The sequence below is a fragment of the Oceanobacter kriegii DSM 6294 genome (assembly GCF_000422845.1).
GTDB classification, from domain to species: domain Bacteria; phylum Pseudomonadota; class Gammaproteobacteria; order Pseudomonadales; family Oceanobacteraceae; genus Oceanobacter; species Oceanobacter kriegii.
Window position 1 is genome coordinate 124432 of sequence record NZ_AUGV01000017.1, and the last position, 19845, is coordinate 144276.

Consider the following 19845-nt stretch of genomic DNA (forward strand, 5'->3'; position numbering starts at 1 on the left):
CAAATGGGCTTTGCCTTTCGCTTCAATCGTAAAAAACTCCACGCTTCGTTCTGTCGGGGCTGTAAATCACGCTCGTTAGCTGTTTTTCCGGCAGTCTATTCGGCTTTTATTGCTCTTGCGGGCTTTTCTGTGTCGTCGGCCAATGCCGAGTTGGTTGTGCAGGATGTGCCACTAACACCTGAACAGTTCATGGCAGAGGCGAATGGCAGCTGGCATTCGCTTGAAAGCCCCGCTCTGCGCTCTGGCAGCGCTCTCGCTTCTGATGGCTCTTATAGCTCTGCTGGTTCTGGTCCCGCCGCTGCTCTGACTCCAGACATGAGCACGACGGATATATCTGGCGTACTGAGAACCGCCATACCTTACACGGGTGGCCGTTTGACCCGCTTGCCTTCAGAGCAAGATTCCCCTTTTTCTACACTGCTGCAAAAACTGCAATTGCCGCTGATGTTCCCGGTTGCTGGTGGTGCTGATCAGCACGCAACAAAAGAACGCTGGGCCCCTGCGTTAGCAGCAGGATGGACGCTGAGTCAGGACCGCCAGCGTATTGGCTTCAGGGTCAATCCCGATGCAATTTGGTCCGACGGCTACCCGGTAACAACAGCAGACGTTGCGTTCACCTTTCGGTTTTTGACGGACAAATCGTCCTCTACTCCTTGGTTGATCGACCAGTTGAATCACGGTGTTGGTGCGGTTGAAATTCACAACGACACCGACTTCAGTCTGTCGCTGACCCAGCCGCTTGATACCGAAACCATGCATCAGCTGGCTGCCTTGAAACTGTATTCCCATCGTTACTGGCGGCAGTCCGATATTCGCTATGACAACAAGGGTTGGCATGCGGAGCCAACCACCGGGCCCTATTACATCAGTCGTCTTGTGGCGGGCGAGCGCATCACATTGAGTCGCAATGAGCGTTGGTTTGGTGATGAATTGCCCATGTTTGCCGAGCGGTTTCGTCCGGCAAAAATCAATATCTACCTGATCCCGAATGAAGCCGCAGGCTATGACCGCTTGCGCAAGGGAGACATTGATTACCTCGAAATTGTCTCCCATGAGCACTCGGGGCAGTATGTTGCCGATGTGGTTCAGCAGCAGCCGATCAATCAGGTTGATGTGTATCGTTATGCCAATGCCAGCACCAATAGCAATACCAAAGCACATGCACACACGCAGGGGGGGTCAGTCACTGCGGTGTGGTCTTGCTTGCTGATCAGGCCGGAGGCATTAACCGGGACGCAAGCGGATCAAGTGGTTCGGCTGGCCTACTCTTCGGACGCGTTGCCCGTGTCTTTGCAGGATCAATTGGCGAGAGAAACACGTGCTGAGATAACAACAGAGCAACGGTCGACCGCAGCGGTGTTGTCTGACTTTGAGCGCGCCAGGGTGGATATGGCCTGGTTGGAGTTCGAGTCTTTGGAGTCGCCAGCATCGTATTTGGCATCGCGCATGGGGATCTCTTCGGCGGGCGTAAATTGCGAGCTTCATCAATCCACTCACAAAAGTTATTTGGCCTGGGATTGGGTATTACCCGTAGCATCGGCCGATGAAAATGCTGAGCACGCGCCTGCTGCGCCAGTGGGCTATCGATTTGATCCGCTCGATATTCAATACGGCGGCTGGATGGTAATCGATGCCCGTAAAAAATCAGACATCCTGTCCCGCAGAAAAGTCCGCGGGCACGGCAAGGTGATTCCTATTGGCGCTGGTCAGTGATTGGCTTGCGCTGGTGGGCTTCGCGAAATTTCAGTGGCATGCCGCGGAAGAGCTTAGAACTCTCCTAAAACAAATTCACAGCCATGGCTGGACACAACAAACAGCCCTGCTCTTTCTTCTGCCAAATCCACCAGTTGGTAATAGCTGCTGCGGTTAAAACGGGCTTTTAAGCCATTTCTGATTTCCACCTCGGGTACTTCCCCGTCATCAAACTGCGACAGCGTGATCGGATGCTGCTGGTCGATGGTGATCATGTCGCCCATGTTGGTCGCTGCTTGAAGGCCATCGTCGTCCTTGTGGATCATGATGATCTGAAAAGGCAGGTCTTCCACCTGAATGCGAAGTTTTTCAACTGGCGTTACCAGAAAGTACTCGTCGCCTTCTTTTTTCAGGATCGAGGCAAACAGTTTGACGAGTTTCTCGCGTTTGAATTCGCTGCCTTCATGATACCAGGTGCCCTGTTTGTCTATGCGGATGTCGATGTCGCCGCAGAAATCCGGATTCCAGTCACTAACGGGCGGCAGTTCACCACGAGCCTGTTGGCCTAACAGCTGTTCTAGGGATTGAAATGACATAACAGTTACCGTGTTGCGGAATGACGGCATCAGGAGAACACGCAATGCTGTTGTATTCAATCGGTGGGTGTAGTCATTTGCCGCCAGGCATGTACTGAGTGCTGTTTGATAGTGTTTCGGCGTAGAGAAAACGTAATTTCACCGTAAAAAACTTAGCAAACAGGGAAAAACGAGAACAGGTAGGGATGATCGAAAAGCGACAGGTCAACCGTAAGTGGTTGTTTTAGAAAGAAAAGTATCTAAAGGGAATATTTGGGATATGAAACAATGGTGCCCGAAGCCGGACTTGAACCGGCACGACCGTAAGGTCGGGAGATTTTAAGTCTCCTGTGTCTACCAATTCCACCATTCGGGCTGAACCAGAACAAATACCTGAAAAGGGATTTGAAAAATGGAGGCGCGAGCCGGAGTCGAACCGGCCTACGTGGATTTGCAATCCAGTGCATAACCGCTTTGCTATCGCGCCTTTTCCTTTCCTGATAGACAGGGAAGAGATATAGAAGATTTACGAAGACTGGTGAAGAACACCGTGTAAATACATCTATAAAATCTGGAGCGGGAAACGAGATTCGAACTCGCGACCCCAACCTTGGCAAGGTTGTGCTCTACCAACTGAGCTATTCCCGCAAAAGATGGTGCGCATTATAAGGATGCGCTCTCAGCCGTCAACCCCTTTTTTAAAACTTTTTTCTTTATTTTTAGGGACTTAGCGACGGATGCAAAAAATGACCTCAAGAGCGCAGCTCAGGCCAGGCTGCCTTCAGGTAAATCAGCATGGACCAAACCGTCAGTACTGCGGCAACGAACAAGGCAATCACACCGGGCCACTCAAGCACGTGAATGTCCTGGGCGGCCAACAGCAGAATGATAGAAACCATTTGCAAGGTGGTTTTGATTTTACCCAGCGAAGATACCGCCACATTAGCGCGCTTACCCAGCTCAGCCATCCACTCTCTCAAGGCCGAGATCACAATTTCACGGCCAACAATCACCATGGCCGGAATGGTAATCCAGGTGACGGCGTAATCTTCCACCAGCACCATTAACGCTGCTGCCACAATCAGCTTGTCGGCTACCGGGTCCAGAAAAGCACCCAGGGGGGTGGATTGATTCAGTTTGCGAGCCAGATAACCATCAAACCAGTCGGTCACGGCGGCCAGGGCGAAAATAGCCGCGGCGAGAATCTTGCCGCCGTCTCCCAACCAGTAGTAGCTGATGACCATCAGCGGGATCATTACAATACGCCCAAGGGTGAGCATGTTCGGGATGTTCAATGTTGTCACTGGTACCACCTTAGTTGCGGTTAGCAATAATCGATGTCACTACTCGCCATGTAGCTGTGCGAAAATCTGATCTGCGAGTTTTTTGCTAACACCCGGCACCTTGGCGAATTCTTCCCGCGGTGCCCCTTTCATGTTTTTCAGGCTGCCAAAATGCAGCAATAATGCCTTACGCCGTTTGGGACCAACCCCTGGCAAGTCTTCCAGAGTTGAGCTGCCCCGGGATTTCGCCCGTTGTTTGCGGTGGCCGGTAATGGCGAAGCGGTGCGCCTCGTCCCGGACCAATTGCAGCAAGCGGAATCCGTCGTCGTGAGCGTCGGGCATTATAGGTTGAGGATTGTCAGGTTCCCATAGAAATTCCCAACCGGATTTCCGTGTTTCACCCTTGGATATACCCCACAAGGCCACATTGTTTATTTCCAGCTCAATCAGAACCTGATTAACCCGGTTTATTTGTCCTTTGCCGCCATCAATCAGCAACACCGACGGCAGGTCCTGCTGTTCTTTCAGGTTGGTGAAGTGGCGCCTCACGGCTTGATCAAGCGCTGCGTAGTCATCACCCGCCGCCACACCTTTAATACCAAAGCGTCTGTAACGCTTCTTGGCCAGCCCTTCGGTGTCGTACACCACGCAAGAGGCGTAGGTCGCCTCCCCTTTTGAATGACTGATATCGAAGCACTCGATACGGGTTGGCGATTGCGAAAGGCTCAGCAAGCTGGCCACGGACTCAAGCTTCTTGAGACTTTCCTTGTGACCTGAAATTTTCACCTGGGCGCCGGTGCGGGCGTTTTCTTCCGCCATGGCACGCCAGCGCCGCAGCTCGCCACGAATGCCGCGGCTGTGCTTTATCACGGCGCCAGCTCGCAGTCGTACCGCTTCAGTAATGGCGGTGGACGGATCTGGCTCGCAATCCATGATCAGTTCTTTCGGGAAGCCTTCACCCGACATATCGGACAGGTAGAACTGACCGACAAAATCCAGCATCAGTTCATCCAGTGGCTCACCGATTGGGTTGTTTGGATAATAGTTTTTACTATTAACCAGACGACCCTGACGAAACACCAGCCGGTGAATGCAGATGACGTTTTCAAACTCGACAATGGCCCAGACGTCGGCGCTCTTGCTACCCGCTTCAACAGTTTGTTTTTCCTGAATGCGGCGCAGCAATTCCAGCCGGTCACGTATATCGGCGGCCTGTTCAAATTCCAGCTGAGCAGATGCGTTCATCATCTCTTGCTGTAATTCGGACACCAGCTCGGTGTTTTTACCCTGTAAAAACCGTCGGGCCTTATTGATATCGTCGTTGTATTGCTGCTCGCTGATCATGCCAACGCAGGGTGCGGAGCAGCGTTTGATTTCGTACTGCAGGCAAGGCCGGCTGCGATGATTGAAATAGCTGTCTTCGCAAGACCGAATCAAAAACAGGCGCTGGAGGTAATTCAGTGTTTCTCGCACTGCCCCGGAATTGGGGTATGGGCCAAAGTATTCACCACCCCGACTGACGCGCTTGCCCCTTCGATAGGCCAGCAACGGATATTCGTGGCTCGACAAATGAATGTAGGGGTAGGATTTGTCGTCCTTCAGCAGGATATTGTACGGCGGCCGATGTTGCTTGATCAGGGTTTGCTCAAGCAGCAGGGCTTCCGCTTCGCTGGCGGTTACCGTGATTTCGATGTGATGAATGTTACTGACCAGGGCAACGGTCTTGGCATTCAATCCGCGGGCGCGGAAATAACTGGAAACACGGTTTTTGAGGTTTTTGGCTTTACCGACATACAGCAGCTCATTGCTGTCTGAATACATGCGGTAAACACCGGCACGCTGGGTCAGCGTGCCGAGGAATGACTTGATATCAAATTCAGACATGTATTACGCAAGGCTGTTGGGATCAATCAGGCCGTGTCGTATGGCCAGGCGGGTCAGTTCAACGTCGCCATCAATGCCAAGTTTTTCAAAAATGCGATAGCGATAACTGTTCACGGTCTTGGGGCTCAAAAACAGCTTTTCGCCGATGGTTGCCGGACGCTGACAGTTAACGATCATCAGGGCAATCTGCATTTCCCGTTCCGACAGTTCATCGAACGGGTTCTGGCTGGTTTCCTGGAATGGTCGCAGTGCCATGCGCTGGGCAATTTCGGTGCTGATGTACTTCTGGCCGTGTTGCACCTTGATGATCGCCATGATCATCTCGTCGGCGTCCGCACCCTTGGTAATGTAACCCGATGCGCCGGCCTGAAGCAGACGCTGGGCAAACGGGTTGTCGTCGCACGCAGTAACGGCAATGACTTTGGTGTCTTGCCAGGATTTGGTGATTTTTCGAGTCGCTTCCAGCCCGCCGATGCCGGGCATGTGAACGTCCATCAGAATAACGTCTGGCTCATGCTCTTTTACAAACTGAACAGCGTCTTCCCCGGACTCAGCTTGTCCAACCACTTCAATTCCTTTTGCGTCAGCCAATATTGCTGTGATCCCGGAGCGAACCAGCTCGTGATCATCTACAACTAACACAGAAATCAAAGGATACCCCACTTGATTCTAAAGGCCGTCAATCGACAGCGTGGATACAGGTGCTCTTGCCTATGAGGCAGGATACATACGTTTTCTTTGCCAGGCATACTTCAGCGGATTGAGGTTCTTGGTCACCTCCACTACGCCTTCTTCATGGTCGTGGTGAAGTGTGAAGCCCAGTTTACGGTTCAAACCCAACATGGGTTTATTGTGCGGCAGCACGGTGCCGTAAACCTGTAGCACCCCTCGTTCGGTGAGGTAATCTATCATAACCTGCATTAAATGCTTACCCAGACCTTCGCCTTTCAGTGTGTCGTCGACAATCACCGAATACTCCCCGGCAACATCGTCGGCATCGATAAAGACCCGCACAACGCCGTAAAGCTGGTTGTCGTCGAAGGCCACAAAGGCCATTTCCCGGTCGTAATCAATCTGGGTAAAGCGCGCCAGTTCACTGTGGTCAAAATGGCTGCGAGCGCCAAAGAACCGCAGGCGTAGCGATTCCGCACTGAGCTGGCGATAAAAACGCTCCAGTAACGGCTCGTCCTCGCCACGAATCGGGCGAATCTGAAACTGACGACCGCTTTTGCCCGTGAACTGGCTTTCCAACTCGGTTGGGTACGGCAATATGGCACTTTTCACCGCTGGGCCAACCTCGCCCGCGATGCCAATGGCAATGTAGTGGCCCACCTTCTGGCGAATGGCGTTAACTTCCAAGCCAGCCAACCATGGGTGGTTCAGCGCGATGTGCGACAGCGCCACCAACCAACGTTCGAGTGTAACAAGTTCGCGGTCAATGTTTTCGGACCGTTCTTGCAATACTTCGTAGAAATGGCTGCGTTTGATCAACTTTTCTGCCAGATTTGCGTTCAGTGGCGGCAGTGCCACCTGGCGATCGACCAACGTGTCAGCGGTGGTACCACCACCACCAAAGAACAAATAAGGGCCAATCTCAGAATCGCGACCAATACCAAACGAGAACTGCAGGTTATCCAGCGCCCGGTGCATGGTTTGCACGGTGTACCCTAATACCGGACTTTTCGGGAAGCGCTCGGCAATGGCAGATTCCAGCTTCTCTGCGCCTTCCAGCAATTCTTCCTCACTTTGAATATTTCGCACAACACTGCGCATGCGTTCACGCGGGTTATTGCCGTACGCGAAGGGGTACAAATAATCCCGGTGGTGCACTCGCAACACCCAAGGGTCTGGAATTTCGTGGGCAGCGTCCAGAAGCTCCGACAAGGTGGTGCGATAGTGATTTTCTGCAAACGCAAAGCCGTATGCCTTCAGCAACTTCCAGGCGCAATCGGGCAGCAGGTAGTCACCGGGGCGATGACGCTCCTGAATTTCCCGGTCAACTTCCATATAGCCCGATGAGATCGGAATCTCGAGGCTGGATGGCGTTTCGCGCAGCAGCTCCTGGGTTAGCTGGTGGCGCACCATGTACATGTACGCCTTGATGGCATTGTCCGGGGTGTCGAACGTCGGAATGCTGTTGGCACCAAAATGATCACGGGCTGTTTCAACCGAGTATTCGCCAATCCAGCTGGTCAGTACGCTTTTGTTGAACTTGCGGGCTACTTTTACCAGCGCTTCGGCGTTGGCCAGCGGGTCGGTACCGATGCCGGGGATGTAGATCACCAACAGGGCATCCACCTGCTTGTCGGCAAGCACGGTGTTGGCGACGGCGGCCAGTTGATGCGGCTGAAGCTCCGGATTTAGCAGAAGTGGGTTGCCGGTACGCACATACTCTGGCAACAAACCACGCAAATGGGTGCGAGTTTCGTCCGACAGCTCGGCCAGCGTGCCACCATCTTGCAGCAGACGATCAAGCGCCAGAATCGCCGGGCCACGGCCGTTGGCAATGACCGCCAATCGCGGGCCAAAGGATTCGCGCTGGCGACGCAGGGTATCGACGCAATGGAACATCTCGTCGGTATCGCTTACCCGCAACACCCCTGCCCGCGCCAACATTTCATCAATCAGAATGTCGCGGCTGGCCAGTCCCTTGGGCGGACTGACCCGGTTTAAAGGATTGCCAGGAAAACGGTTGCTTTTGACCGACAGCACCAGTTTGTGGCGGGACGCCGCTCGCAGAGAGCGCACCAATGCCTTGCCGGAGCCAATTTCGTCCAGCTGCACCAGAATGGTCTGTACATGGGGTTCCTGGACGATGAAGTCGACCAAATCAGAAAAGGTAACGTCGTTATTGCTGCCCAGCGTAACCACATGGGAAAACCCCACGTTGCGGCTGAATGCCCAGTCGAGCACGCCAGAAGCCAGCGTGCCGGACTGGCCGATGTAAGCAATATTGCCCGCTCGCACAGGCACATGCAGCAGCGATGCATTGAGCTTGCGCCATGGCAACACCAGTCCCAGACAGTCAGGGCCCAGAATACGGATGTTGGTCTGCTGGATAACCTGTTCCAGCCGATCGGATGCCGGACGATATTGCCACGAGCGACTGCGATCGATACCGCCGGTCAGCAGCAGTGCTGCACCAACACCTTTGCCGTGCAGCTGCTTCAGCACTTTGGGCACGGTTTCAACCGGTGTGCAAATGATGGCCAGATCAGGCACAGTGGTTAACTGACTTATTCGCGTTAATGCCGGAACGCCGTAAATTTCGTCGTAACCGCGAGTGTTGATCGGAATGATGGTGCCACCAAACTCGCTATTGAGCAGGTTTTTCACCACCGCACCGCCAACACTGCCGGGACGTTCAGACGCGCCAATAACAGCAATTACCCTGGGTCGAAAGAACAACTCTAAAGAGCGTGTACCCATGCAGACTGATCCTTTAGTTGAGTTGGCCTGAGTGTAACTGCTGGATACACTGAAGAAAAAGAGTAAAAGTACGTCGACATGAGCACAGGATATTACGCATTCCACCAGCATTTCGGACACGACACCGGCAAGGACCACCCGGAGACGGCCGATCGCATTACCGTGCTGGAAGAAACCCTGAAACAAACGGGCATCTGGAACCAGTTAGCCATTCACGAAGGCAAAACGGCTCACTTGCCCGATATCTTGCGCGCCCACAGCAAGGCCTACGTCGACCAGCTGCATCTGATTGAACCCGAACATGGCTGCATCATGGTGGACGAAGACACTCCCATGACCAAAGGCTCGCTGGAAGCGGCACTGTACTCTGTTGGCACCACCACCCAGGCATTGGACGACGTGCTGAACGAAGTGCATCGCAACGCGTTTGCTGCCATCCGACCGCCCGGCCACCATGCTGAGCGTAGCAAGTCGATGGGGTTTTGCTTCTTCAATAACAGCGCCATCGCTGCGTTGCGCGCCGCTGACGTTCACCATTTGCAGCGTATTGCTGTACTCGACTTCGATGCGCATCAGGGCAATGGCACCATTGATATTCTGCAAAACGACAAGCGTTTTCTGATGCTGTCGGCCTTTCAACACCCCTTCTACCCCTACACGCACTACGAGCAGAGCAAGTACACCAACCTGGTCAACGTGCATCTGGATAAGGGTGCGGACGGCGAAGCCTTCAAAAAAGGCGTGCTTGAACAGTGGGAACCGGCATTAAGAGGATTTGCACCTGAACTGGTGATTGTGTCGGCTGGATTCGATGCCCACAAGGAAGATCCAATGGCCGAGCTCAACTTCGAAGACACCGACTACCTCTGGATCAGTGAATGGATTCAGAGCTACTGCAAGCGACGCAACACCCCCTGCCTTGCAGTGCTGGAAGGCGGGTATGACCTGAATGCGTTCGGCCGCTCCGCTGCGTTGTATATTGCCGGTATGCTTGAGCCGGTTGAAGCAAGCGGCCAGTCTGAGCAAGCGGCAGTTTGAGTCAGCTTTAACATCAACCGGGTTGGCGAAACACGCTGGGACTGACACCAACGTGTTTTTTGAACAGGGCCGCAAAATGACTTGGGTTTGAGTAACCGACATGATTGGCGATCTCAAGCACACTGAAGTCCGTCTCCCGCAGTAACTTCCTGGCCTGTTCGATGCGTAGCCTGATCTGGTACTGCGATGGTGGCAGGCCAGTGGCACGCTTGAACAGACGGTTAAAGTGGAATTCGCTAAGGTCAACCTGATCAGCCAATCGAGCCAGGTTGAATTCTTCATCCAGATGATCCTGCATCCAGTTAATCACCCGACGCAGCTTCCAGGTGGGCAGCCGGCTGGCAGCCTCTTGCCGACTGCTGCCACAGGCTGCTTGATGCGTGTATCGACGCGCCAGATGGATGGCGAGGGCTTCAGCCAGAGCGGCGACGTATCGGGAATTGGATTCCAGTTGTTGAGCCTCGTCCTGCAAACAACTCAGCAGATTCACCATGACAGCATCATCGTCCACTGAGCAGTCTTGCAGTTCGGCATAAACGGCTTCTCCCCCAAAGCAGGTTTGCAGGGCTTTGGTAAATAGCCCTGGCGACAGACTCACCAGCAACAATTCGTAGTCATCATCCGAGCGTCTTTGCCAGCGAAAATCATAGGGTTCGCAGGAGCCTGTGATGTACAAAGTACCTGCCCGGCTCTCGGCAGCTAATTGCCACTCTCCCCCTTCAATCCGTTCCCAGGTGTCTGCAGCGCCACTTTGAATCCAGACAATATAAGGCTCGTTGACACCCGGCATACGGAACTCGTGCAAGTCGTCCGGAAACCGATACAGCGATAGGTGCACATCACGCCATGCATCCCCTTCGCTGTTCAGTAGCCGCTGGGCAGGAGAGAAATCGCCCAATGCTTCGGGGCTGGTTTGATCCGGAATGAATGGCATCGAGCGGCTCCTGTTAACCCAGTGAGGGCGAGCAAAAATAGCAAAACCACAACATTTACAGCAAACCACAGGCGGAGCGACTTCAATTGCCCGGATACAGTAAGCCCAGTCAAGAATTGGAGAAAAACGAATGAAACAACGTCAACTGGGCAATAGTGACCTGACCGTATCTGCCATTGGTATGGGTGTGATGAACCTTAGTTATGGCACTGGCAAAGGCGTTACCGAAGCCGATGGTATTCGCATTATTCATCAGGCAATTGAAATGGGCGTTAGCCTGTTCGATACCGCTGAGGCCTATGGTCCTTATATTAACGAGCAGCTATTGGGTAAGGCGCTCAAAGGCAAGCGCGATCAGGTGAGTATTGCCAGCAAATTCGGTTTCCAGCTGGAAGATAGCCAGATAACCGGTGTTAACAGTCGTCCGGAAAATATACGTCGTGCTGTGGAATCTTCGCTCAAGCGCCTTGATACCGACTGCATTGATCTCTACTACCAGCACCGGGTTGATCCGGCAGTTGCTATCGAAGAGGTCGCTGGCACTCTGAAGGAACTCATCGAAGAAGGCAAAATTCGTCATTACGGCCTTTCAGAAGTCGGAGCCAATACCATTCGCCGTGCTCATGCGGTGCATCCTGTAGCAGCCGTTCAGAATCAATATTCGATCTGGTCTCGCGAGCCGGAGGCCGAGGTTTTGCCAGTCTGCGAGGAACTGGGGATCGGATTTGTACCCTGGGCCCCGCTGGGCACAGGCTTTCTGACGGGCACCATCGACACCAATAGCACGTTTGATAGCGAAAGCGACCTGCGCGCTAACTTCCCGCGCTTTACCAAGGACGCCATCGCCGCCAACATGCCTTTGGTCAGCATGTTGCGGGATATTGCCAGCCGTAAAGAAGCGACGCCTGTGCAAGTCGCACTGGCCTGGCTGTTGGCTCAGAAACCCTGGATCGTACCCATTCCCGGAATGGATAAGAGTGAGTACCTGACAGAAAATCTGGCAGCTGAGCGACTGGCACTGGATGCAAATGACCTCGACGAAATCGAGCAGCGTTTGTCTGCCATCAACATTCAGGGTGCCCGGCTGGATGAGGGGCTGTTGTCCTTGTCTGAATAAACCCCAAAGCCCAAGCAACTTGCCTGGGCTGCGATTCCGCTCTGATAGGCATTCACTTGTGAGTCGCGCATAATCGCCCCGCATTCAGGTTCTGCGGCACACAAAGGCGATCTTCTTGAAAATTGGCAAACGCATAAACCACCTCGTCGAACGAGTTCCGGCGGGCTACGACCACCTATGGGATTGCTGTTGCGACCACGGTTTGCTCGGCATGACGTTACTACAGAACAAGATCGACGCTGCGATGCACTTTGTTGATATCGTACCTGCGCTGATGACCGAACTTGAGGGCAAGCTGCGACAGCGCTTCCCTGTCGCAGTGGGGCAATCCCAGTCTTGGCGACTCCACTGCATCGACGTTGTTGATCTGCCAATCGCTGAGGTTGATTCAAGCGACAGCGCTCGTCATCTGGTAATCATCGCTGGCGTCGGTGGCGACCTTACCGCAGAGCTATTGGAAGCCATCCATCGTCGAAACCCAAAGGCCAACATTGAATACCTGCTGTGCCCAGCCAATCGGCCGCAACACCTGCGCCGCGCGTTGATCAAACTTGACTTCTACTGCCTTGAAGAACAGCTGGTGGAAGAAAACAAACGATTTTATGAAGTGTTGACGATAACGGCGCAGGCGAGGCAAATAACTTCTGAGGCAACCCCGGAACAAAACCCGCCAGTATCACTCCTTGGCGACAAACTCTGGCAGCCACGAACACCCGAAGCGCAGGATATCGCCACCCGCTATCGTCAGCGCACACTGGCGCATTACCAGCGCATGCAGCGCAGCGGCGACCTGTTAGCAGCTGAGATGGTTGAGGGTTTGGAGCGTATGGCCATCCAGCAAACGCTGGATGTTAAAAACTGATCTCTCCTCACCTATAGATAGTTGTAATTCCGTCATCCGGACCATGAAGAAATCCGGGGGGCGCAGGTCGAGACTCAGGTGATATTCAAAGCAGCTGTGGATTCCGTATCTCGCTTAAAATGGCAGTCCGAGCTGAAGAAGTCGTAGGATGGGCGCCGCTCATCGAACCCCTCAGAATGCACGTGCTGCACCAACGAATAATCAGCTCAATCCGCCAAACGCGGCACCTTTGTCTCTAACGCATGTTCCAAGTGCAGCTGCCAGTAGCCCTTGCTGCTCAAGCACATCGAGTAAGTGCAAGTGCTCGGAGGACAGTATAACTCGAATGCACTTGAGTCGGCGCCTTGAAAAGGCATCGAGAGGCAATCTTGGCGACTGTAAATCTGTCGGTGACGATGTAGTGGAAATGCGTGAGCATTTTGGGCCAGGATGGAGGATGTACTTCGTTGAGCGCAACGGAGAACTGATCGTCATGTTGGGTGGTGGTGACAAATCGTCTCAAACACGAGACATCAAAGACGCAAAGGCATTAGCCAAGCGGCTGGAGGGCTGATTATGAATAAATCAATTTGCATCCGGGATCTGCCAGAGTTTGATATGGCAGAACAGTTGCAGATAGAAGAAGATATTGCCAATTATCTGAGTTTGGTTATGGAAGATGGTGATATCGACGAACTTAATCGAGCCCTGGGTTACGTAGCTAAAGCCAGAGGTATGACCCAGATTGCCAACGACAGTGGCTAGGGCCGTGAAAGTCTCTACAAAGCGCTGCGCCCACGATCAAGCCCAGAGTTTGGAACTATTGCCTATTGCCAAAGTTCTGAAAGCGCTTGGATTGGACATCCACATCACTCCACGTCATTCGGCTTGATAGAGGATGACTTTTCTCTGACCGCAGGTGCCTTTGCAATCAGGACGGGACAAATCCATCATCGAACCCATCTCCCCCAATATCGCTCAAGCTAGTCCGGGATTGAGCTGATATCCCCCTGTCGGCTTTAGTGATGCAATAATCCCACCCCTTGATAGGAAACCTTGCGCCAAAGAGGTTTTAAATGAAATGGCAATGCCATTTCTTTAACTCCCGAGCTCAAATTTGAAGCGGCCAGCCTGATTTTCGACTCCGCAAACCAGTAAATCATCGGCTTTACGAAACAGCCCTTTTCCGCAGGATTGGTCAGCTATAGGAGATCTTGTGTATCTGGTGATAAATTAGCTACTTGGAACTTCGCTCGAGGCGCCTCATTTACCACATCAGGTAGGCAAGGAACTGAGCACAAGACTTCTTGACCTTCCTGCATACTAGCGTTAGTTTCTTCTCGCTTCGTTATTTCTCAAGTCGTAAAAGGAGTTAGACATGAGAACCTTGAGTCTAAGACCGTTTTCAATATCTCCTGGGCCAATCTATGTACCAGGGACTTTGTGGATGATCAATAAACTCTCTTTCAGCTTGAGTCTCCCCGTACCAAGACCAAGCCCAGCATTCAAGATCAAGTCTGCCGCTTCCTGCCTAAACGCCTTCCAAAGAAACATGCGACATGATTTGTCGCAGGGCAGATTATCTTACCCATAACGGAAGAAGAGACTGAAATCACTCCCCTTCAGTCGAGAACACATACGCTCGGACAAGCTGACATTTAGCCAGAGATGAAACTAGTTATCACTAGTGATGTAGGGACCGTTATGCAATTGGATTCAGAGAACTTCTTGGTTGAGACGCAATTGTCCAAAAACAAAGCTCACCATGAATTTGGAACACTACTTCGCCTTATTGTGATGCTGCGCCTGATCCCTGAATACCTTGGAAAAATCAGAACTCAAACATTACATGAAAAGCTGACCGAGCAAGGCTACCCAGTCTCAGAACGGACTATTCAGCGAGACTTAAAACGGATTCTTGATGCTGTTTTTTTGGGGCTAGATCAAGACACTGAAAACAAGCCATTTGGCTGGTACATGGCAGCTGGACATTCTAAAAAATCACCCGTATTTGACAATAAAACTGCTCTTGCCTGGGCTTTGTCTAGCGACACATTGGCGAAGTTATTGCGAGCTCAGTACTCTCAATTGTTAAAAAAATATTTTGTTAGTGCAAATCAGCAACTTGATTTCCAAAAAGGAAATCTTTTTCATCTTTGGAAAGAAAAGGTTTGCCATATCCCCAATAGGATTCAATATAAAGATCCTATCATTGATAGCAAGGTTTGGGGGGCGATTACAACGTGTTTGCTAGAACAAAAAAAGATTAACGTTGAATATAAATGTAGAGGATCTGAACAGCCCAAGAAAATAGATTTACATCCTCTGGGGCTCATTGTTAGAAATAATTCAACATGTCTGGTGGCGAGAGCGCGAGAATATGATTATATCAACTGCTACGCACTCAAGCGTTTCCATTATGTAGAAGTAACATCTGAGAGAGCGACTGTACCGAATAATTTTTCATTAGATCAATATATAGCCTCAGGCAATGCTGGATGGGGGAGGAAAGGGAAACACATTGCTCTCAAGGCAAGAATTTCATCATCAATAGCCAACCACCTAAATGAAACCCCTGTAGGAAAAATCCAAAAAAATTCAGATATTTTAGATGCTGACTGGAAGGAATTGACCGCTAGCATTCCCGATAATCAGGAAAGTCTTTGGTGGGTATTTAGCCTAAACAGCCAAATCGAAGTTGTAGAGCCACTCGAATGGAGAAACGCAATTATCGAGAGCTCTATGAGAATTCAGAACATATGTGGATCAGGTCATGAGTAAGAAAAGCAAAACCAACACCAACACTCTGATTGGTCTCTCTCAGATAGAAAATATCGACCGACATGGTTCTGCCAATGCTGAATTCCTGAAAGGCCTAAGGGGATTTGACCACGAGTCAGGAGTTAAGCTAGACAGAGGTCTTCGTGATATTGCAGGTTACAAGGTCAATGAAAATTATCGTGACCAGAATATTAAGCAGCAAGCTGGATTCTCTGCTGAAATAGCCAGCGTAAGCCATAGAAACGCGGAAAATATTGTCAATGGCAATCCGGCAAGAGCCTCTCGGACAGAAGACTTTTCTCAATTCGGCAAAAATCACCCTGTCATCGACATTGTAGAAACACTAAATGGAAATGTTTTGGAAGGCAGTAGCGAACAAATGAAGTTTGTTACTGATTACAATGATCTTCTCAAGAAGATTGCCCGAGGTGACGGCAATGGCGGCCGAAGTGATCTATCCCGCTATATGGAAGTGGACAGGCTGTCCCTGCCAAGCGAACAAGTCGAAGCTGCTCGGGAAACCTGCCGCCAGCAAGCTGCCTCACTAAGATCCCAGGCAGACAGCCTTGAAAAACAAGGAAAGACAGAGCTGGCAGCCAAACACCGTCAGGATGCCGAAAACTACGAGCAACTGGAAGGCAAAATCACAGACTCCGGACTGACAACAGACGAAGCTATTTTCTACCGGGAACATCCGAATCTTGCCACTGTTATCGATATCGCAAGCTATAGCCACAAGGCTGGCCTTCAAGGCGCAAAATTCGGGGCGGCTATAGGTGGTAGCATTTCCCTGGTTAGCAACGCTCTTGCTGTCGCTTCTGGAGATAAGGACTTGTCAGAGGCTCTGGTCTCGACTGCTGGAGATACTGCAAAAGCTGCTGGTGTTGGTTATGCCACTGCTTTTGTGGGGTCTGCTCTGAAGGGAACTATGCAACAAAGCAGCACGGATGCCGTACGAGCCCTTTCAAAAACAGCTTTGCCCTCATTAGTGGTTTCAAGCGTATTAGCTTTAGGTGGCATCGTCACCTCCTATGCCCAAGGTGAAATTAATGAGATAGAGCTACTGAGCCAGGTTGGTCAAACCACAAGCGGAATGATCAGTTCAAGCATGTTCGCAACTATTGGCCAGGTAGCGATCCCCATCCCTATTTTGGGTGGCATCATTGGAGGCATGGTCGGCTCAACCATGTCCGGCTTGTTTTGCCAATCACTAAGCCAGTCGCTCGCAGAAGCAAAACAGTCAAAGGAACGGCTACGTCTTGTCGAACAACAGACACTGGCAGCCATACAGCTCAATACGGCATATAGCGCCAAAATAAGATCTATTTTTGAACAAAAGTCGGATCAATTTTCTTCATTGTCGAGCGATCTATTTCTACAAGAACACTCCCCCGACATGGAAATTTTCTTTGCATCTGCAACCCGCTTTTCAGATGCTCTCGGGGCAACGATGCCTTTTCATACCATGAATGATTTTGACGACTTCATGGACAGCAATACAACATTCAAATTTTAAAGGAAGAATTATGTTTTTAGGAATGATCAAAGGTCACGAACACTTTTTTCTTAACCTGGCTGCAGCAGTTGCTTTTGCGTCAAAAGACACAGAAGAAATCGTAAACTTCCAAGACAATCCAGAAAAATATATTTCCGAAGCCGAAATCAGCAAACTATATTCTTTTGCCGCAGAAATGGGCATTAAGATAGAAATAGATAATGAGAAAAAATATCTCGACATAATGTATGTTCTTAACGAACTCTACCAAGGATTCTCTCATAGCAAACTTCCACAATTTCTGGCAAATACGCTGGAATCAGAACTGGAGAAATTACTAGAGGACAAGGAATACAAATCCCAGAAATCCATCGATCTATTAAAGTCTGGGAAGGACGTGAATGACATCAATAACGACTCCCTGAAAGAAGCGATCAGCTCAGACCCCAACTTTTTGCTAGCAACGTTAGAAAAATCAGTAATGAATATTATCACTGCATACATAAATGGAGATAAAGAAAATAATATAAATCCACATACCGATGACCATCTTGCCAGTGCCAGTGCCAGTGCCAGTGCCAGTGCCAGTGCCAGTGCCAGTGCCAGTGCCAGTGCCAGTGCCAGTGCCTATCTCCTGGCTAGCGCACTTGCAGGAAATAGCAATACACTCACAGAAAATACTGCCGACACATATACCATCAAAAGACACAAGAGAGATACTTTCATCGCATTTAAACAAGGAAGTAATCTTTCTAGCAAACAGAAAAAAGCCATGATCTTTGAACTGCTTGGCATGGCATACGCCGATGGACGTTTTGATAACAACGAGAAAAGAATAGTTTACAAAATTGCGGAATTACTCGACTTCGAGCACGACCTTGTTGCAGAGTTTGAAGATCAGGTTGTAAAGATTATAGAAGCCCACAAAGAAGCACTCGAATTAATCAACGAATAAGGATACCGCCATGTTACCATTGATAGCACTGGGCGCTGTAGGTCTCTATGGAGTTGGAAAGTCTATCATCGCAGCCAGCGATAGCCACGATGCTGATTCCATCAATAGCGAAGCTGAACGTATCGTACGAAATGCCCAAGAAAACCTCGAGTGTACGAGGTCAGCAACCAATGATGCGCTTGCAGAACTGGGTGAAAAGAAATTCTCGGCAATTACCAAAAACCTTAGTGATTTTGTCGAAGTGTTTGGTCAATTAAAAAACACTGAGTTGTTAATAGAGCAAGACATTGGAGACTTAAAACTTTCCGATTTCGACGACTATGCCATTAAAGAAATACGCAATGACGTATCGATGCTCGCCTCTAGTGCAGCTGGTATAGGAGCTGGAGCCCTGGCTGGAGGCATGACAGCTTTTGGGGCCTACAGCGGAACCATGATGCTGGCTTCTGCAAGTACAGGGACAGCTATCAGCAGTCTTGGGGGAGCTGCTGCAACCAATGCAACTCTCGCCTGGCTGGGTGGTGGCAGCTTGGCCGCCGGAGGCGGAGGTATGGCCATGGGCACTATGGTTTTGGGTGGCCTCGTAGCTGGCCCTGCTCTTGCGATATTCGGGACCGTTGTTGGAGCAAAGGCTGAGAAAAAGCTGAACGATGCCAAGTCCAATCGATCTCAAGCAAGGGAGTTGGAATCAGAGATAGAAGTAACCGTTACAAAGTTAACTGGCATATCTAATTTAACCACCCTTGTAACCAATACCATCTCCAAACTAAGAACGAAATGTCGCCGATATGTCGGTGGGCTTTCAGCCATCATTAATGATGCCGGTACGGACTATCGGGAATTCAGTGATGAGCAAAAGAAACACGTGGCCAAAACCATTGTATATGCTCAGCTGCTAAAAGCTCTGGTCGACACTCCGATTCTTGATGAGGATGGCAACCTAATGGGCGATAGCGAAGCTAACGTTAATAGGCATGTTATCGAGATGGAAAAGCTGGAAGCCTAATTTGTAGTGATCCAAACTTGATCTGGCTGCTACCGGCTTCCGCTGATTCATCTGTCAGGTCAGGTTCAGAATTGGAACCTCACGGTATCGCAGCTGAGTGGCCATTTTGAAGGCCGGGTCGACGAGGATTCTACCCCGTGAAAACGGGGTAGAATCCATTTGGGTCAACGGACGCTGTGTGAAATCTTTTTCTGTAAACGGCACTCTGTTAGATTCTTCGGATATTCGAGGTTCAAGGATGGACATCATGCTCTTCGCAACAACCGATACGCTGCAACACCAAGACATAGAAGAACCAGTCTTTTCAGATAGTACTTCCTCTATTGATACACTCATGATTGCTGTAGATCAGCAGTTGTCTGATGCTCTTGAATAGATGGATCAGCTCAATTCCCGCTTGTCCGGTGGAGATTGAAACCCTCCCCTAAACAGCTCAAACGAAAAACCCCGCTTAGTTTCCTAAGCGGGGTTTTTAAATAATGGCGGAGAGATAGGGATTTGAAACCTAGCCCACGCCTAAAACCCGGAAAAAGTATAAGAAAATCAGTGGCTTTGGACAACGCCAAGGGCAATTCACCCGCGATTTCATTCCCAGAACGTTCCCAGCTTTTACGCACGCGCATGCGCACGCCCGCGTGAAAACCAATTTTTAAAGAAAATCCCGACTGCATCGGAAAAAGGTTACAAGGGTTGCGAGTTGCTGCTTATGGCCTGTAGCCCGCATAGAATCAGGGGTTCCGAGTGATTGGAAACGGTTACAGATAGGTAATTAATTAGTTACTTGTAACCTATTATTAGAGTTACCTATGAAAACC

The 19845-nt window shown here is 50.7% G+C and carries 17 protein-coding genes and 3 tRNA genes; 11 read left to right on the forward strand and 9 right to left on the reverse strand.

Annotated elements, in window-relative coordinates:
- The first annotated feature begins 3 nt into the window (after window positions 1–3).
- On the forward strand, window positions 4–1713 hold the full coding sequence (locus tag G516_RS0110070; RefSeq protein ID WP_028293549.1) for an ABC transporter substrate-binding protein: 1710 nt from the start codon (window positions 4–6) through the stop codon (window positions 1711–1713).
- A gap of 53 nt (window positions 1714–1766) precedes the next feature.
- Here G516_RS0110070 and G516_RS0110075 read toward each other — a convergent pair whose 3' ends face one another.
- The 8 genes from G516_RS0110075 to G516_RS0110110 all read right to left on the reverse strand — a co-directional run bounded on the left by G516_RS0110075 (window position 1767) and on the right by G516_RS0110110 (window position 8863).
- Window positions 1767–2288 (reverse strand): DUF1285 domain-containing protein, encoded by a 522-nt coding sequence (locus tag G516_RS0110075; protein WP_028293550.1) that lies wholly within the window; start codon window positions 2286–2288, stop codon window positions 1767–1769.
- A gap of 268 nt (window positions 2289–2556) precedes the next feature.
- A tRNA-Leu gene (locus G516_RS0110080) sits at window positions 2557–2643 on the reverse strand.
- A 37-nt stretch (window positions 2644–2680) separates the two neighbouring features.
- Window positions 2681–2754, reverse strand: a tRNA-Cys gene (locus G516_RS0110085).
- An 85-nt stretch (window positions 2755–2839) separates the two neighbouring features.
- A tRNA-Gly gene (locus G516_RS0110090) sits at window positions 2840–2915 on the reverse strand.
- A 104-nt stretch (window positions 2916–3019) separates the two neighbouring features.
- Window positions 3020–3562 (reverse strand): CDP-diacylglycerol--glycerol-3-phosphate 3-phosphatidyltransferase, encoded by a 543-nt coding sequence (gene pgsA, locus G516_RS0110095; protein WP_028293551.1) that lies wholly within the window; start codon window positions 3560–3562, stop codon window positions 3020–3022.
- Window positions 3563–3610: 48 nt separating this feature from the next.
- Window positions 3611–5434: an excinuclease ABC subunit UvrC gene (gene uvrC, locus G516_RS0110100; RefSeq protein WP_028293552.1), complete on the reverse strand. Its 1824-nt coding sequence runs from the start codon at window positions 5432–5434 to the stop codon at window positions 3611–3613.
- Window positions 5435–5437: 3 nt separating this feature from the next.
- Window positions 5438–6085 carry a UvrY/SirA/GacA family response regulator transcription factor gene (uvrY, locus tag G516_RS0110105; protein ID WP_028293553.1) on the reverse strand — a complete coding sequence of 216 codons (648 nt, stop codon included), beginning with the start codon at window positions 6083–6085 and terminating at the stop codon, window positions 5438–5440.
- A gap of 60 nt (window positions 6086–6145) precedes the next feature.
- Entirely contained in the window at window positions 6146–8863 is a 2718-nt protein-coding gene (locus tag G516_RS0110110) for a bifunctional acetate--CoA ligase family protein/GNAT family N-acetyltransferase (protein WP_028293554.1), read from the reverse strand.
- Between the two features lie 78 nt (window positions 8864–8941).
- Between G516_RS0110110 and G516_RS0110115 the strand changes: the two genes are divergently transcribed.
- Window positions 8942–9901 carry a histone deacetylase family protein gene (locus G516_RS0110115; protein ID WP_028293555.1) on the forward strand — a complete coding sequence of 320 codons (960 nt, stop codon included), beginning with the start codon at window positions 8942–8944 and terminating at the stop codon, window positions 9899–9901.
- Between the two features lie 13 nt (window positions 9902–9914).
- Here G516_RS0110115 and G516_RS0110120 read toward each other — a convergent pair whose 3' ends face one another.
- Window positions 9915–10835, reverse strand: a complete 921-nt coding sequence (locus G516_RS0110120; protein ID WP_028293556.1) for a helix-turn-helix domain-containing protein — start codon at window positions 10833–10835, stop codon at window positions 9915–9917.
- 130 nt (window positions 10836–10965) lie between these two features.
- Between G516_RS0110120 and G516_RS0110125 the strand changes: the two genes are divergently transcribed.
- From G516_RS0110125 to G516_RS24675, 9 genes are all read left to right on the forward strand, one after another.
- Window positions 10966–11952 carry an aldo/keto reductase gene (locus G516_RS0110125; protein WP_028293557.1) on the forward strand — a complete coding sequence of 329 codons (987 nt, stop codon included), beginning with the start codon at window positions 10966–10968 and terminating at the stop codon, window positions 11950–11952.
- Between the two features lie 115 nt (window positions 11953–12067).
- Entirely contained in the window at window positions 12068–12814 is a 747-nt protein-coding gene (locus tag G516_RS21950) for a tRNA (adenine(22)-N(1))-methyltransferase (RefSeq protein WP_169449523.1), read from the forward strand.
- 148 nt (window positions 12815–12962) lie between these two features.
- The gene (locus G516_RS25265; RefSeq protein WP_211225093.1) at window positions 12963–13367 is read left to right on the forward strand and encodes a type II toxin-antitoxin system RelE/ParE family toxin; all 405 of its coding nucleotides are present in this window, start codon (window positions 12963–12965) and stop codon (window positions 13365–13367) included.
- A 2-nt stretch (window positions 13368–13369) separates the two neighbouring features.
- Window positions 13370–13558, forward strand: a complete 189-nt coding sequence (locus G516_RS25060; protein ID WP_245582647.1) for an addiction module antidote protein — start codon at window positions 13370–13372, stop codon at window positions 13556–13558.
- A gap of 939 nt (window positions 13559–14497) precedes the next feature.
- Window positions 14498–15574 (forward strand): helix-turn-helix transcriptional regulator, encoded by a 1077-nt coding sequence (locus G516_RS0110150; protein WP_169449524.1) that lies wholly within the window; start codon window positions 14498–14500, stop codon window positions 15572–15574.
- Window positions 15567–17090, forward strand: a complete 1524-nt coding sequence (locus tag G516_RS0110155) for a hypothetical protein (protein WP_028293559.1) — start codon at window positions 15567–15569, stop codon at window positions 17088–17090. The genes G516_RS0110150 and G516_RS0110155 overlap by 8 nt, the downstream gene beginning before the upstream one ends.
- Before the next feature lie 10 nt (window positions 17091–17100).
- Entirely contained in the window at window positions 17101–18024 is a 924-nt protein-coding gene (locus tag G516_RS24670; protein WP_028293560.1) for a TerB family tellurite resistance protein, read from the forward strand.
- 10 nt (window positions 18025–18034) lie between these two features.
- The gene (locus G516_RS0110165) at window positions 18035–19030 is read left to right on the forward strand and encodes a hypothetical protein (RefSeq protein ID WP_028293561.1); all 996 of its coding nucleotides are present in this window, start codon (window positions 18035–18037) and stop codon (window positions 19028–19030) included.
- Window positions 19031–19208: 178 nt separating this feature from the next.
- On the forward strand, window positions 19209–19406 hold the full coding sequence (locus G516_RS24675) for a hypothetical protein (RefSeq protein WP_156879011.1): 198 nt from the start codon (window positions 19209–19211) through the stop codon (window positions 19404–19406).
- Window positions 19407–19845 lie beyond the last annotated feature (439 nt).